The organism is Rufibacter roseolus (assembly GCF_017916365.1).
Taxonomy (GTDB): Bacteria; Bacteroidota; Bacteroidia; order Cytophagales; family Hymenobacteraceae; genus Nibribacter; species Nibribacter roseolus.
This window is the reverse complement of record NZ_JAFMSU010000001.1, coordinates 1,099,728-1,116,281: the sequence shown is the minus strand read 5'-3', so window position 1 is coordinate 1,116,281 and position 16,554 is coordinate 1,099,728. Positions and strand designations below refer to the sequence as shown.

At 45.9% G+C, this 16,554-nt stretch carries 10 protein-coding genes; 3 read left to right on the top strand and 7 right to left on the bottom strand.

The features are described 5' to 3' along the window. Window positions 1–9 precede the first annotated feature (9 nt). Window positions 10–1,377, top strand: coding sequence for an MBL fold metallo-hydrolase RNA specificity domain-containing protein (locus J3P35_RS04640; RefSeq protein WP_210463191.1), 1,368 nt, complete (start codon window positions 10–12; stop codon window positions 1,375–1,377). 423 nt (window positions 1,378–1,800) lie between these two features. Here J3P35_RS04640 and J3P35_RS04635 read toward each other — a convergent pair whose 3' ends face one another. The 3 genes from J3P35_RS04635 to J3P35_RS04625 all read right to left on the bottom strand — a co-directional run bounded on the left by J3P35_RS04635 (window position 1,801) and on the right by J3P35_RS04625 (window position 10,105). After that, entirely contained in the window at window positions 1,801–3,333 is a 1,533-nt protein-coding gene (locus J3P35_RS04635; protein WP_210463190.1) for a SulP family inorganic anion transporter, read from the bottom strand. A 427-nt stretch (window positions 3,334–3,760) separates the two neighbouring features. Further along, on the bottom strand, window positions 3,761–6,157 hold the full coding sequence (locus J3P35_RS04630) for a YDG domain-containing protein (protein WP_210463189.1): 2,397 nt from the start codon (window positions 6,155–6,157) through the stop codon (window positions 3,761–3,763). A gap of 612 nt (window positions 6,158–6,769) precedes the next feature. Then, the gene (locus tag J3P35_RS04625; RefSeq protein ID WP_210463188.1) at window positions 6,770–10,105 is read right to left on the bottom strand and encodes a YDG domain-containing protein; all 3,336 of its coding nucleotides are present in this window, start codon (window positions 10,103–10,105) and stop codon (window positions 6,770–6,772) included. Between the two features lie 1,197 nt (window positions 10,106–11,302). On the opposite strand from J3P35_RS04625, the gene J3P35_RS04620 reads away from it, so the two are divergent. Both J3P35_RS04620 and J3P35_RS04615 read left to right on the top strand, forming a co-directional pair. Then, window positions 11,303–12,478, top strand: coding sequence for a S8 family serine peptidase (locus J3P35_RS04620; RefSeq protein ID WP_210463187.1), 1,176 nt, complete (start codon window positions 11,303–11,305; stop codon window positions 12,476–12,478). A 503-nt stretch (window positions 12,479–12,981) separates the two neighbouring features. Then, window positions 12,982–13,170, top strand: coding sequence for a hypothetical protein (locus J3P35_RS04615; RefSeq protein ID WP_210463186.1), 189 nt, complete (start codon window positions 12,982–12,984; stop codon window positions 13,168–13,170). 76 nt (window positions 13,171–13,246) lie between these two features. Here J3P35_RS04615 and J3P35_RS04610 read toward each other — a convergent pair whose 3' ends face one another. The 4 genes from J3P35_RS04610 to J3P35_RS04595 form a co-directional block, all read right to left on the bottom strand. Further along, complete coding sequence (locus J3P35_RS04610) at window positions 13,247–13,858, bottom strand: sterol desaturase family protein (protein WP_210463185.1); 612 nt, start codon at window positions 13,856–13,858, stop codon at window positions 13,247–13,249. Window positions 13,859–13,923: 65 nt separating this feature from the next. After that, window positions 13,924–14,511, bottom strand: coding sequence for a shikimate kinase (locus tag J3P35_RS04605; protein WP_210463184.1), 588 nt, complete (start codon window positions 14,509–14,511; stop codon window positions 13,924–13,926). A 373-nt stretch (window positions 14,512–14,884) separates the two neighbouring features. After that, the gene (locus J3P35_RS04600; protein ID WP_210463183.1) at window positions 14,885–16,000 is read right to left on the bottom strand and encodes a BT_3928 family protein; all 1,116 of its coding nucleotides are present in this window, start codon (window positions 15,998–16,000) and stop codon (window positions 14,885–14,887) included. Continuing rightward, a complete protein-coding gene (locus J3P35_RS04595; RefSeq protein ID WP_210463182.1) occupies window positions 15,981–16,550 on the bottom strand; it encodes a DUF1599 domain-containing protein in 570 nt (189 codons plus the stop codon). The genes J3P35_RS04600 and J3P35_RS04595 overlap by 20 nt, the downstream gene beginning before the upstream one ends. Between the last annotated feature and the right edge of the window lie 4 nt (window positions 16,551–16,554).

Sequence of the window (16,554 nt, the reverse complement as noted above, 5' to 3'; positions counted from 1 at the left end):
CTTACTCCTATGACGATATCTTTTTACGGGGCGGCCCAGACCGTGACCGGCAGCAAGCACCTGGTTACTTTAGAGAATGGCAAACGCATTTTGCTGGATTGCGGCCTGACCCAGGGCATGGGCGACAAGACCGAGGAACGGAACCGCTCCTTTGACTTCGAGCCTGAGAACCTCACCTGCCTCATCCTCTCGCACGCCCATATAGACCACTCCGGATTGATTCCGCTGCTCGTGCGCGAGGGCTATACCGGTCCTATTTATGCCACGCCGCCCACCCTGGAACTCTGCAAGCTTTTGCTCATGGACAGCGCCCGTATTCAGGGCAGCAACGGAAACGGTAACACGACACCGCTCTATACTGAGGAAGACGCCGAGCAGGCCCTGCAGCAGTTCGTGACCGTGCCCTATGACGAACCTTACCAGATTGACGAGGACATTGAGCTGCTCTTCACTGATACCGGTCACGTGCTGGGCAGCGCCGCCATCAACCTCAGATTGCAGGACGATGGCAAAGAGCGCACCCTCTGCTTCAGCGGCGACATCGGGCGGTTTGCCAACCGGATTCTGAACCCACCTCAGGCGTTTCCGCAGGCTGAGATCATCATCTGTGAGTCTACCTACGGCAACCGCGTGCATGACAGCCTGGAGAACACCGAGGAGCGCCTGCAGAAGATTGTACAGGAAGTCTGCGTGGAGCGCCAGGGCAAACTCCTCATCCCGGCCTTCAGCATAGGGCGTACGCAGGAACTCATTTACTCTTTGAACTACCTGGCCGAAGAAGGTCGCCTACCCGATGTGAAAGTGTTTGTAGACAGTCCGCTCTCGGTGTACGCCACCGATATCATGCGCGACAATCCGCAGTACTTCCGCGACACCATGCAGGAATACCTCAAAGACGACCCAGATCCGTTCGGGTTTCCGCAGCTTACCTACATCACCGAGGTAGACGATTCCAAAGAGTTGAACAAGATTGACGAGCCGTGCGTAATCATCTCCTCCTCAGGCATGATGGAGGCCGGCCGCATTCAACACCACCTCAAAACCAACCTCTCCGATCCCAACAGTGCCGTGCTCATCACTGGTTACTGTGAGCCTTCCACGCTGGGCGGCAAACTGATGAACGGCGCCGAGAAAGTCTACATCATGGGCGATGAGGTGGAAGTGAAAGCTGAGATGATGATCATGAAGGAGTACAGCGCTCACGCCGATTACGGTGACATCGCCAAGTTCCTCCACTGCCAGGATAAAGAGAAAATTCAGCGCATCTTTTTGGTGCACGGTGAGAAATCTGTGATGAACCAACTAAAGGAAGATCTATCGGAGCTGGGCTACGGGAACATTGAGATTCCGGAGTTCCGGTTATCATACGTGGTGTAGTTCCTTTGCTTGTTATCATGTGGAAAAGCGTTTCGGGGCTGTTTTGCTTAAAACAGCCCCGAAACGCTTTTGTGCTATGGTACGCACCTATGCTTCAACCCACTGCCGCGAGCTTGCAGCTCGTGCCCCACTCATTTCAGAAAACCTTTTGTTCCCAACACTTCAAAGTCCCGGCAATCTGGTTCATTTCCAATCCCCCTCTTGTCATCCTAGACAGAGCTTGTGGGCGGACTAGAAAGGGTTTGAAGCAACATCGCTACAGTTGGTCCACAAGATCCTTTCAGGATGACAAAACAGAGCGAAGCTTGATACTTGCAACGCCTGCGGACACGAGTTGTAAACTCGCGCCAGCGGAATTCTCCGTACCAAAGGAGGCGCGATTCTAGCTTGTTTTCCTCAAAACAGATTTAAAACGGGAGGTACTCAATCTGTGACGATGCCATAATGCGGGTCTTCCAGAATATTCACGTCAATCACGACACCGGCGTTCTGAAGCAGTTGGCGGCAATCTGGGCTGAGATGGCGCAGGTGCAGTTTCTTGCCGGCTTTATGGTAGCGCTCGGTGAGTTTGTTCAAGGCCTCTATGCCAGACATATCCGCCACCCGGCTGTCCTTGAAGTCAATAATTACTTCCTGAGGGTCATTGGCCACGTCAAACTTCTCGGTGAATGCCGCCACCGATCCGAAGAACAGCGGACCGTATAGTTCATAGTACTTCGTGCCGTTCTCGTCCAAGTACTTTCTGGCCCTGATACGCTTGGCGCTCTCCCAGGCAAATACCAGCGCCGAGATGATGACGCCAATAAGCACGGCCAAAGCCAGGTTGTGTAGCCAAATGGTGATACCCGCCACCAGGACCCCTACGAATACATCAGCCCGGGGCATTTTGTTAATAATCCGGAAGCTGGCCCACTCAAAGGTACCGATGGATACCATCACCATCACACCCACCAACGCCGCCATGGGTACCCGCTCAATAAACGGAGCTCCCACCAGAATAATGACCAGAATAGTAAGCGCCGCAACAATGCCCGCCAGCCGCGCCCTGGCTCCCGCCGAGAGGTTCACCAGCGTCTGCGCGATCATGGCACAGCCACCCATGCCAAAAAAAAAGCCGTTCAGAAGGTTCGCGCTGCCTTGCGCCACGCACTCACGATTGCCGTTTCCGCGGGTGCCGGTGATCTCGTCCACCAGGTTCAAGGTCAGCAGGCTCTCGGTAAGGCCTACGCCCGCCATGATGAGCGCGTAAGGGAAAACAATCTGGAGGGTTTCCAGGGAAAGTGGAATCTGCGGAATATGGAACGGCGGCAAACTCCCGCTCACCGAGGCGATATCCTTCACCAACCTGGTCTCAATGCCCAAGCTCATGACCACCCCAAATACCACCAGAATGGCCATTAATGACGGCGGCACGGCTTTGGTTAATCTGGGCAGCAAGAGAATAATGGCAATGGTCAAAGCCACCAATCCGGCCATGATGAACAAGGCATTCCCTGACAGCCAGACCTCCTCCCCGTTCACTACCGTCTTGAACTGCGCCACCTGCGACATGAAAATAATGACCGCCAAACCATTCACAAACCCGTACATCACCGGCTGCGGCACCAACCGGATGAACTTGCCCAGTTTAAACACGCCCACCAGGATCTGCAGAACACCGGCTAAGGCCACCGCCGCGAACACGTACTCCAGCCCGTGCGACTGCATCAAGGCAATAAGCACCACCGCGGTAGCCCCGGCTCCGCCTGAGATCATGCCCGGCCTGCCACCCAACACCGCTGTCACCAGACCCATGATAAAGGCCGCGTACAAACCAACCAACGGCGGAAAGCCTGCCAGAATCGCAAAGGATAGCGACTCGGGGATCATGGTCATGGCCACCGTAAGCCCGGCTAAAATTTCTTTTCTGTAATTTTCTTTCTGGCTGAAATCAAATAGGCGTAAGTAAAGCTTCATTCTGGAACTCTGGATGGGGGAAACTAGGGCGTGACTATGCTTGCACCTTGAGATAAATATGTTTTGTGATCGGCTTAGGATAATGGTAGCACCACATCTACTGCACTAATAGGAAAAGCTTTCTTTCCATAAAAACATAGGAAGGAGCACTATAAAGGCCTACCCTATCACGGCACAAAAGTACTACTATTTCGCGGGCCCCACCTTCTCTGTAGATGTCACCATGGACAACAGGCATATGAAGTAATATAAAAAGAACGCTTTGGGCTGAATTTTAAGAATTTGCCCCGAAAACAGGTAAACACTTTTTGACAGTTGCCTAATCTTTTATCCTCTATTTCATAAAAACTGTGAGTTAAGCCGACCGGTATAAAGAAAAAAGGCCACCCCTACAGAGGTGGCCTTTCCTATATTTAAGAAGAAATACCTACTGCTTCACTACTCTAATTATAGATTTACCTGTATTAGTCTGCACCTGCAGATAGTAGATGCCAGGGACTTGGCCTGTTAAATCAGCAATGGGCTTACCGGTTTCTAGCTGCACCTGCCGTTGGGAAACAGCCCGCCCGCTGCTATGGAACAGGGTCACCGTAGCCGGTCCGCTTCCTTCTGTAGAGGCAACGTAAACTTTGCCCAGAGTTGGGTTAGGGTAGGCTTGTAGAGAGGCCTGGGCAGAAGCTTTTCCGTCTGCTTTCACCGCAATCACTTTAGAGTATTCAAACTTACCGTCAAAGTCAACTTGTTTCAGGCGGTAGTAGACAGTACCTGCCGGCGCAGCAGCATCAGTGAAACTGTATTCCTGCTTCTCGTTGGTTGTACCGTTTCCGTCCACCTTTCCGATAGTTCCGAAAGTCTTTCCATCTTGGCTTCGCTCTACCTGGAAGTAGTCATTGTCTTTTTCAGAGGCTGTTGCCCAAGACAGATAAACAATTGATTCTTTTTGCTTTCCTTCAAAGGATAGCAGGGTGACAGGCAGCGGATCAACGGGGGTAATGGTAGCCGTAGCAGTTGCCACTTCCCCTAATGTATAATTTATTTTATCAACCCCATCCAAAGCAGCCCCAACAAGAGTTACTGTCCAAGTGCCAGGCTCTGAGCTGGCAAACGTAGCCACTCCCCCTTTCAAAGAAACAGCATCCGCCACAATGTGGCCAACCAGGATACGGTCTGAGACAATGGCATCAGTAGTACCGTCAAACTTCTTATTCTCTGCCGTAAAAGCACCTGTAATTTCCTTAGGAGTAATAGAAGCCTTTAACCCAATTGGCTGAACAATTCTATAATTGGATGCATCTGCTCCCTCAATGGTATACCCGGTCACTAATACCAACTTATCAATGCCAACATTTTTATCCTCAAAGGTTGCATCCGCAAAAGAATTATTGACCGTAACTTTTTCTTCCACTCCGTTGATGGAAACAATATTAACTAAGGTAGGCTTGCCTAGTAGTTTTGCAATGGTAGTACCATCATAAACCCTGCTTTCTATAGAAACGCTTGAAACCTCTACCGGCCTCAGTAAAATGTTAGCCGCTGTTACTGCTGTTGCATTAACAAGCTTGTAATTACCTGCATCAGTTCCTGTTATAGAAATGCCGTTTACGTTGATTTCCCGAGGTCCCACATTTTTATCTACAAAGGTTGCTGAAACATAGGTAGCCCCAATATTATCCCCACTAATGGAATCTGTTTTAAATCCTACCGTTGCAACTGTTGTACCATCATATATCTTGTTATGCCCAATAGCTGTTACCGTAAGGTCTCTGGGTGTAATATTAGCCCTAAGCCCTGTAGGCTGGACAAGTACATAGTTACTGGCCCCAGTACCTGCAAGGGTACTTACGGAGGTGACCGGAATATTATTCCCGACATTTACACTAGAAAATGTGCCAATGCCATTAAAAGAGACCTGATCCTCACCCAGAATACCAGTCAAGGTGCCAGTAATAACTGCCGCATTTGTTTTATCATACACCTTGTTTTGCGCAGCGGCACCGGCAAGGGTAAGCGCTTTAGGCGTAATGGTAAGAGTTATAGGAGTTCTGCCGTTATTTGGACAAGCAGTATAAGTAACTCCCCGAGCTTGTGCATAGTAAGTATATGTTCCCACTGCTTTTTGTGTAGGAGTAAAAGATTCTACTCCAGAAGTTCCTACCCCCGAAGCAATAGGAGTCGTAGCATTTGAGGTTGCATACCAATCAACTGTTTGTCCTGGGTAAACAGTTGCCGTTAAAGCCGGGGTTGGCTCTCCATAAACAACAGTTTTATTGCCCCCACTCACTGGGGCGCCATTAACAGTAAAGGCCAATGTAGAATGAAACAACCTCCCTTTTTCAGCACCCTGCTGCGGGACAGCCCGCAGGTATCTATTAGTACCAGTTGATGCATTTGTTACAGTAAATGTAAAAGTAACCTCCACATTAGGGTCATTGTGGGCACGAAGGTCTTGATTAACACCTAGCTGTTCTAATACCTTTGCAGAGGGGCCAGGACCATCAACAATGTACAGATAAAAGGATGTCCTACCCCCTTTATCACTTGTCAGGCCTACTGTGATGTTTGAATTGGCACAATAAACAGCAGGGTTAGGCGGATTAATAAGCCTAATTCCAGTAGCAGCTTGAGCTTCATAGACTGAGATGAAGAAAAACCCAGTAACAAATATAAAAATAAGATAGATCCTTTTGACATTTCCAGGTCCTAAGTCGACCAATCTCCCTGCAATAGGGGGAGTTGGAGTTTCTTGGATCAATTTGGCGACCTCTAGATTATGGCAACTTTTTAACCTTAGCCTATCCCTTTTACCTGAGTACAAATTTTCCATAAAAAAGGCATATTTATTTTAAAAAAATTTTACCAATCCAATATTAACTTGAATTAAGTACATAAATCTTTCAAAAAAAATTCAGCATTCCCATAGAGTCACTTTTTCTTGTGATCGTTTGCGTCCCAGCAAGGCATTAGAATATTTATATTTATATTGTTAAAATTTTCATATTTTTAACAATTAATTATTGACATTTTACCAATCCAGAGACGACTAGCGTCTATATTTATCCAATCTTAGTTATAATCAATAGATTTTTTCCAACCTACAAACGAAAGGAGCAGCACTTAATAATTTAACATTTATTAAATTTATTCTTTAAAAGTTTATATGATTTTTTTATAGGCTTTGAGCATGTTGTTTAAGGAAAAAGGGACCATTAACGCAATAATCAATGTTTAAGTTTTAGGCTGTACAGAATGGAGCACTTAAAAACAGAACCTTCCTATGCCCACTATGGGTATCGCTAGGTATTACAAGTTATAGAAACCTGCACCTGTAAAATGCAGGCCTAAGAAAAAGGGTAATAGTTAAACTGGCATAACTGCAAAAAGCGCAGGCCACCTCTGTAGAGGTGGCCTGCGCTTACTTATCTAAATAAAAGGTTACTTATTGCTTTACTACACGAGAAGTTACTTTTCCTGTAGCAGTCTGCACTTGCAGGTAATACACACCTGAAGCAAAGTTAGTGAGATCAAGGCTCAAAGGCTGCCCAACTTCTACTTGAACATTTTGCTGTAGCACTACTCTGCCGTTGCCATGGAACACAGTTACAATTGCGGCACCACTTACTTGAGAAGAGGTAACATAAACTTTGCTTGCAGTTGGGTTCGGATAAACTTCTAATGACGCCTGAACACCTGCCTTAGCTTCTGCCTTCACTGCAATCACCTTTGAGTACTCAAACTTACCGTCAAAGTCAACTTGTTTCAAGCGGTAGTAGTTCACGCCGGCCTGCGCAGAAGCATCTGAGAAGTTGTAATTCCTCAACACATTGCTATTCCCGTTTCCTTTCACCTTTCCTACGCTAGTGAAAGTTTTACCATCTTGGCTACGCTCAATCTGGAAATAGTCATTGTCTTTCTCAGCGGCAGTTGTCCATGACAAATCAATTGCCGACGCTTTTTGCTTTCCTTCAAAAGAAATCAATGAAACTGGCAGAATTTGCTCGGTTATTTTAGCCGAAGTTGGCGCTACAGAGGTTAAGCTGTAATTTCCTGCATCGGTACCAGACATGCCATACCCGGTTAAAGTTACTGGCCAAGTACCCACTTGTGAAGATTCAAACTTTGCGACACCTCCTGTAAGACTAACTACATCTCCAGGAACCGCACCTACTAATTGACGAGATGCTACTGTTGCATTGGTAGTACCATCCCAAGCTTTATCGTTTGCTGTAAAGGTACCAGTTATTAATTTAGGTGTAATAGCAGCGGAAGGAGGCGCAATAATATTTGAAAGGATATAGTTTCCAGCATCTGCTCCTTCAATTCTAACTTCTTCTACCTTTACAACTTTGTTTACCCCTACATTTTTATCAGCGAAAGTAGCCGTTGCATATACAGCTGTTACAACATCTCCAGAAATTTTGTCTGTTGACAAAGTAACAGGAGCTGTATTGTTTCCATCGTAGACTTTATCTTGGCTAGTTGCAGTAACGTTCAAAGACCTAGGAGTAATAACAGAAACTGTGGTGGCTGTTGGATTGAAGGAATAATTTGGAGCATCTGCACCGGCTATTGTGATCCCACTTACCGTTACTGTCTTATTAGCAGCAACAACCTTAGTAGCAAAACTGGCACTAGTAAATGCCGTAGTCACCACATCGTTAGCTAATTTATTTGTGGACAGAGTGACGGTGGCGGAAGTTGTACCATCGTACACCTTCTCCTGCGCAGTTGCTGAAATAACAAGCACTTTCTGAGTTATGTTAGCCGAAGCAGTTGCGGTAGTGTTAAAAGTATAGTTCGCTATATCCGCACCCGTGATCGAGATACCAGTTACATTGATTGCTCTAGTTCCTATATTTTTCTCAACAAATGTTGCAGTTGCATAAGATAGGGTCACGTCATCTGCGCTCACCTTATTAGAGGATAGAGTAACTGTAGCCGCAGTGGTTCCATCATAGACTTTGTTTTGACCAGTTGCAGAAATAACAAGTGCTCTTTGGGTGATGTTCGCTGAAGCAGTTGCCGTAGTGTTAAAGCTATAGTTACCTGCATCAGTACCACTGAGCGAAATTCCGCCAACAGCAATAGATCTGGTTCCTACATTTTTCATGGCAAAAACAGCGGAACTATAAGCAGGCACAACATTATCTGCAGCAAGCTTGTCTGTTGCCAGAGTAACTACTGCAGCCGTATTACCGTCGTACACTTTATTCTGCCCTGTAGCTGAAACAACTAGCACTTTCTGGGTGATGTTCGCTGAAGTAGTTGCAGTAGTATTAGACAGCGTGTAGTTGTTAATACTTGTACCGCTAATTGAGATTCCACTCACATTGATTGATCTGGTACCCACATTTTTATCCACGAATGCTGCAGACGTATAAGCAGGCACCACATCATCTGCTCCTAATTTATCAGAAGAAAGGGTAACGGTAGCACTTGTAGTACCATCGTATACTTTGTTCTGGCCCACAGCAGTTACAACAAGTGATCTTCTAGTAATGTTGGCAGTTAACCCGGTAGGAGCCGTTAATGTATAGTTATCCTTATCGGCACCAGATAAGCCCCCTGTAGAAGTCACCGCAATTCCATTTCCAGCATTTGCTGTGGCAAAAGTACCAACATTGTTCCAAGTAACTACATCCGGTGAGATAACGCCAGTCAACGTACCTGAAATGGTGGCAGCACTAGTTCCGTCATAAACTTTTCCATTTGCAATAGGAGAAGCAATAGTAAGTGTCTTAGCAGAGATAGTTGCAGTTAAGCCTGCCGGTTGAATAAGGTTGTAGCTTGCAGCAGTTGTTCCGGAAACAGTGTAACCTGTTACAGTTACTACTTTATTAGTTCCAACAGTTTTTGAACCAAAGGCTGCTGTAACTCCCGTAGCACTTAAAGTTAAGTTTTCACCAGCCACCACGCCGTTTAATGTAGCGGTCCCAGTCAAAGCAGCAGTAGTAGCACCATTGTATTCTCTGCTTACTGCTGAAACACCTGTAATAGTAAGGTCTTTCTTATTGATGGTAAGAGTTACAGGAGTTCTAGAAACACTTGCACAGCCACTTGAATTATAAAGTTCTGCATAATAGGTGTAAACACCTGCATTTCTCTCAGTGGGTGTTAAAGTAGTAGAGGAAGAAAGCAGTGTACCGTTGGTAGCAGCACTATACCACCTAACTTGCAATCCCGTTGGAGGAGTTACTGAAAAAGTAGGATTAGCCCCTCCGTACACAATTGTTGTTGGTTGATTATTTAAAACATTGATTACTGGAGTTTCAGGAAGACCAACTGTAAAGCTACTTGAAAACAAATCTATATTCTGCCCTTGGCCAGGAATCGACCCTATATACCTTGGGCTTCCGTTAGAAAGAGCAGTAAACTTAAAGATACTGTCAACTTGGGTAGTACCATTACTAGTAGTTATGCTACCAAGCTCCTCTAACAATGTAGCTGTTGAAGTATTGCCATTATAAACACCAATTCTGAATACTGTTTTACCATTCTTATTACTTTTAACTGAAACGGTAACTTGACTACCTGGACAGTAAGAACTAGCATTAACAGACAAAGTTTGAGCTACCACCTCATTGGTACTCACAGATGAAAACCCTGCAATTAGGATCACCACTAAACAAATCTTGGTCAACAATGAGGATTGAAATGACTGAGAAACTTCACCAGACGTTTCAATTGTTTTCACTCCTACCAATTGCTTCCTATGCAAAGACTGCTGGAGCATATTTGTTAGAGTAACCTTACCAAACGAGTACAATTTTTTCATAAAAGGGTTACTAGATATTGATTGATTATTGTATTACTTAGTTAGTTCTTTTAACAAGTGCTACAAATTTGGCAATACTATCTATCAATTCACCATTTTTATGAATATAACAATTTCAATAAACCTATATAACAAACTATGAGTATGCTTAAATTTAATATCAACTGCCTCCTTTTAAATGATATTTTTATTCAGCTAACAAAGCAAAAAAGCTAATTTTATTGAATGATAACCATATTTTAGAGCGCCAAAACATATGTAAGTACATATAATGCAGAAAGGCCTAACTCACCTCTAATTTTCTACCATATTTTATAATTTTAATTTAATTATTTATATAACCTTTTCAGAGATTATGAGTAAAACCATAAAATAATAGCCATAATCTTCAAGGATTAATCATAAAATTTATTATGCATACATAATAAATTGGGCTATTTTTCTTTAACTTATTGATTATTTCCTCTTCCATATAGTCTATTGAAAGATATAATTCAAAATACTACTGACACTTTCCTATTGTTTTAAATTATATTTCTGTTCGTCTAAGAACGCGGTCAATAAGCCATGATACTACTTAGAAACAGGAGGTTAGTATAATGCTGCTGTAATTAGAGGAGAGATAGAGCAGGATAACCAAAGCATTTTGTAATCATGAGCTAACTAAACAAGCAAGATTCTACAACTACATAGTTACCTTTCAGATATTATAAAAATATATAAATACTACAATATTCATATTATCTTTCCCATTCTGAGCAATTCCTCAAACAATTGAAATAAATCATAGAAGGAATAAAAAACTATTGAGTGATTTTTTCTCCACATATCCTAGCACACTCACATGTTCCCTCATGCATAACACTTTATTAATATATAAAAGCTACTGTAGATGCAGTTTTTCAGTGACATGCTTTATTGCTTTTTGACATCTTAGAAACTATTATTTAAAGCATATCTATAAAGAATAACTTTCACTAAACTATATACAAATCAGCTAGTTTAGCTCTAGCAGCAAGCTTTTTAATTGACTACAATAAACAATGTATATAACATTTCCAATCTAACAACTACTAAAAATTTCATTACCATCTTAAATATTGAGAATTGTTTGAACCATAAACAAGGGTCGGCGGTTACGAAGAAGCGTAACAATTGGTTACGTTGCACTTTGTCTTTAACTCAAAAAGATTGACTATGCGATCAACTAATTTCAAAAAAGCTGTCTCTTTCTTCGCGTTGGCCTCTGTATTCTCTATGGCGGGCTGCCAGAAAGACGAGCTTTTAGAAGAAACGGCCACTGTGCCAACTCCTCCTGCCGCTGCCTCCAAAGTGGTAGAAGGTAAATACATTGTTGTAATGAAGAATGGCACTGCCGCTTCTAAACAAGAATTAAGAAACCGTTTATTTTCAAGATTAGGCATAAACCAGGATCGTGTAGGCGAAGTGTTTGATGGTGCATCTAATGGGTTTACCGGTAACCTCAGCAAAGACCAGGTGCAACAGTTAAGGCAAGATGAGAACATTGCGTATGTAGAGCAGGAGCAGACGGTTCAGTTAGAGAATGCAGTAGCTACCCTTTCTGCTGAAACTACTACCTCCACCACCGCCACTACCCAATCTATTCCCTGGGGCGTCGCCCGGGTAGGATACGGCGATGGTACCGGCAAAACGGTTTGGGTCATTGACTCAGGCGTACAGTCTACTCACCCAGATTTGAACGTAGACAAGACCCGTAGCAAATCCTTTATCTCTGGAGTTACTTCTTGGGAAGACGGTTACGGCCACGGCACAGCGGTTGCGGGAATTATTGGCGCTAAAAATAACACAACAGGCGTGGTAGGCGTAGCGGCAAATGCTACCATCGTAGCGCTGCGCGTTTTTGACAACACCGGTTACGGGACCCTTACCCGTATTTACTCGGCGTTGAACCATGCCTACACCTTTGGTAAAGCTGGCGATGTAGTGAACATGAGCTTGCGCGTGGCCGCTTCCACCATGCTGGATGACCTGGTGAAGAAAGTAGCTGCCAAAGGTATGTTTGTAGTAGTGGCATCCGGTAACAGCTCCATTGACTGCAAGGTTGATTCTCCGGCCCGCGTGGTAGCAACTAACGTCTACGTAGTATCCAATATGGACTCTTACGGCAAGTTCAACCCTTCCTCTAACTTCGGGGCTTCTGTGAAATATGCAGCGCCGGGCACCAACATCAAAACTACCTGGAAAGGCAGCGGATACGTGAACGGCAACGGTACTTCTTATGCAGCTCCGCACGTAGCCGGCATCTTGGCCTTAACTGGCGGAAGAGTTAATTCTCAAGGCTTGGTGACCAATGACCCCGATGGTAAACCAGATCCAATTGCATTGAGATAGTAGCATCACTAATGCTCTAAACAAGAAAGGCTCGTCTACAAGACGGGCCTTTCTTGTTTAGAGGAACTTGGCTCATCAATGATCCAAGCCGGCAGAGATCCAGCGGTATAACACCCATCGCTTCTCTGGTCAGAAAACTGTTTGAAGCCTGTTTTACCCAAAACAGTTCTAAACCAAAGAAGCAAATTAGCTCCATGTTGGTTAGTCTTACTTAGGTTTGACAAGGCTATCCTAGCTCTTCCACTTCAAAGGTTTCCACTTAACCCCATAACAAAAAACATACTTCTTATCAGACCTAGCTTCTCACAACAGACTATCTATATCTATACTTGGACAGTATTCATCAAACCTTGCATATCAGGAAAATACAGAGCGACAAGGCTGTATAAATGGCAGAATGGGAAAACCAGAGTTTAACCTTTTTGTATAAAACAGAGTAATCAGAATACAAATGGTTCAATGGTGTAAACCAAGCCTTTAATCAATGACCTAAACTTACTGATATGAGAAATTTACAAGCATACTTTTTCGCGTTCATGCTGATCATGTCCATGACGCTTTCCAGCTGTGATGTTATCGGGGATATTTTCCAGGCCGGTATGTGGACAGCGGTGATCATTATCGTTATCGTGATTGCTCTGATCATGTGGCTACTCCGTAAATTACGGGGCGGAGGAAGAAACCGGCTCTAGTGTTCACTTGCTCCAACAACGCTAAAAAGAGAAGGCCACCTGTAAAGGTGGCCTTCTCTTTTTATGTAGATATACATTATCTTTTACGCTGCTCTGGCATGGTGCCCATGATCCAATCCCAGAGAGGAGAGGACACGCCGTAAGCCCGCTCAGGATCCTTGTAGTGGTGGATGCTGTGGTGAATCCAGAGTTGTTTCAAGAAGTTCTTGGGAGGCGCGTAGGCATGCACCGCGTAGTGCACGAAAAGGTAAAGCGCGTACCCAAACAGGAACCCGGCCACCAGGCCAAACACCAGCGACCCGAAGATCAGTTTGAACACGAAAAAGAAAAACGAGGCAATAAACAGACTCACGATGGGTGGCATGGCCAGCCTGGTTTTGTCTTTAGGGTAGTCGTGGTGGTTTCCGTGAAACGTGTACTGGATGTTCTTCTTGAACTCATTGGTGGGCGCCATGTGGAAAATGTAGCGGTGCGCCATGTACTCCACTAAGGAGAAAATAAGCCAGCCGGCCACAAACAAACCTACCGCTGAGAGCACATCCAGGAAGCCGTACCTAAAGCCGTACACCAGCAGACCAGTAGCAATCACCAAAAAAATTGAGATAGGAAGCGCAATGTGCGTATGGGTGAGCCGCTCCAGTACTGGATTCTTGAACAGAGTTGCAGATCCTTTGTGATTCGGTTTCATAGTAAACAGGAAAAATTAAACGAAACGTTTCTTGCCAGGAAACGCACAAAAATAACTAAAATTATCTAGATACAGCCACTAACCTGATCTGTGGCACCAGGAAGACACTGTACTATTTCCTGCGCAATAGCAGACACAGATGAGGCACCGGCGGCAACCTGGCAGAATGCCTGTTGGTAAAACGGTTCTCGTTGATGCAGTGTATCAGAGAGATACCTCAGCAGCTCATCGGGGGATTTATCCCGCAGCAAGGGCCGGCTCTGCAGGTCAGAAGGTCTTAAACGGTCCATTAACTCGGTGGGGGTGAGTTTCAAATAAACCGTGGTGCCTTGAGAAACCATAAAAGCCATGTTCTCACAGAAACAGGGCGCACCGCCACCGGTAGCCAGCACCAGGTGCTCGGGTCGGGCGGCAGCCAAGCGCAGGGCCCGGGCCTCGGCCTGCCGGAAGTACTCCTGCCCGCGCTGCTCAAACACCTGCGGCACCGTGCATCCCTCCTGCTCTTCAATCACAGTGTCCAGGTCCAGAAAAGTGTATTGCAGCCGCTGCGCTAGTTCCTTTCCTACCGTTGATTTGCCGCAGCCGGGCATACCTACAAGGAAGACTTTGGAAGATAGTTCGTTCAGTTGGGGAAGCACTCGGGTGGGAGACATGAAATCAGGCACAATATTCAAGGGGTCATCAAACCAGAGATATACCGGTTCGTTTAGGGGCTACTTTCTCAAAAACAGCTTGCAAACAGCATGTACGCAATAGCCTGTGATAAGGTCCAACAATTGAGGAAAGGCATGCCGCACCATCGTCCTATTCAGATGTATACGAAGATTGACAAAGGCTGAATAATCAAAATAGCAGCAATCCGATCTAAACCAGACAGGCACAAGCATCAGGGGAAAACCGTCATTCCCCAATTGGGTTGCTCACTACCATTCGCCATTGCAACCTACGTTTTCGAGCCATTATAAGTAAAAACTGGTCAGAAACGCTGTGTCTATAACAGGGCAAATACATCGGTGCAGACAACAGCTATTTTACCAGGTTCTGCACCTCCGGCAGGTCTGGGATATCATTGTAGTGCCACTTGCCTACCACAATGCCGTTCTTGAAAAGCAGCAGGCCTGGGTTGGAGCGGATCATGGTTTTCAGCACGGTGGCATCGGCGAAGAAGTAAGGCGCAGATAGGTTCACCTCGTGGCGGAACACGTCAAACTCCTGGCTGCTGCTGGAAGTTATAACCACCGGCACTACTTTAGGCGATTGGTTTTTCTCCAGGCCGGCTAGCAGGGCGTTGATCTCCTTGAAACTTTCCTGGTCGGCTTTGCTCACGTCTTTCACCAGAATAAGCAGGCGGTTACCCAGGAACATCTCCTTCGTGAAATCACCCTGGTCGTTCCAGATGTTGAAATCGGTAATCTTGGGACCATCCTCAGGGTTAAGGGGCACCATCTTCTTGAATTTGTAGGTAGTATCGGTGGGGTAACTCTGGAATATGGACTCTACGCCGGCTTTCTCCATTACGTACTGGTACCGCAGCGGCGCCGATGGTTTCATGAGCTTGGGGATATTGGCCCCTACTCGGTAAGCCCTAAAATCCAGGAACGGCTCGTGTTGGTACGCATACACGCTAATGGTCACCGAGAAGATCAAGGCCACTAGCACAATGGCACCCGTCACGCCGCGGTTCATCTGGCCTAAAGACAGCAGATGGCGTTGGGTGAATAACAGCACTAGGATGAGCACCAGCAAGATGATATCCTTCGTGAACGACTGCCACGGTGTGAGCTTGATGGCATCCCCGAAACAGCCGCAATCGGTCACCTTGTTGAAGTAAGCCGAGTAGAACGTGAGGAAGGTGAAGAACACAATGAGGAAGAAGAGCAGCCACAACACTGTCTTCAGGCGCCAGCGTACCAGCAGGGCCACGCCCAGCACCACTTCCAGGGTACTCAGGAAAATGGATAAGTACAGCGCAAACGGTTTGAACGAGAGAAACACCGAGGAGAAATCTGTGGAGAACACCTCAAAATATTCCTCCAGTTTGATGGCGGTGCCCACCGGATCATTCAGTTTGATCAGGCCCGAGAAGATGAACAACCCGCCCACCACTATCCAAGCGAACCTACTAAGCAGACGGAGTACCATGGTCAGGATAATTTAGTTTGATAAGGCAAAACACAGCATAGTTGAGCATATCACGGTAATTGGCCTCCACCCCTTCAGACACCAGCGTTTGGCCGGCATTGTCTTCTATCTGTTTGGTGCGGTAGATCTTCATCAGAATCAGATCGGTCATAGACTCTACGCGCATGCTGCGCCAGGCCTCGCCGTAGTCATGGTTCTTGTCTTCCTGCAGCGCCTGCGTCTTCCTGATCTCCTCCTGGTACAACTCCCGCACCCGCTCCACCGGCAAGGCCTGCTCGGTCTCGCCCTGCGCCAGCAGCTGCTCCTGCATAAGGGCGATGACGCAGTAGTTCACAATAGCCACAAACTCAGAGGCGATATCGTCCTGGATCTTCTGCGTGCCCTTCTCCTGGATAGACCTGATGCGCTGCGCCTTGATGAAAATCTGGTCTGTGATGGAAGGCAGACGCAGGATTCGCCAAGCGGTGCCGTAGTCCTGGGTTTTCTGTAAAAACAGGCGCTGGCATGCTTCTACCACGCGGTTGTACTCTTGGGCGGTTTGGTGAATCAAGTTT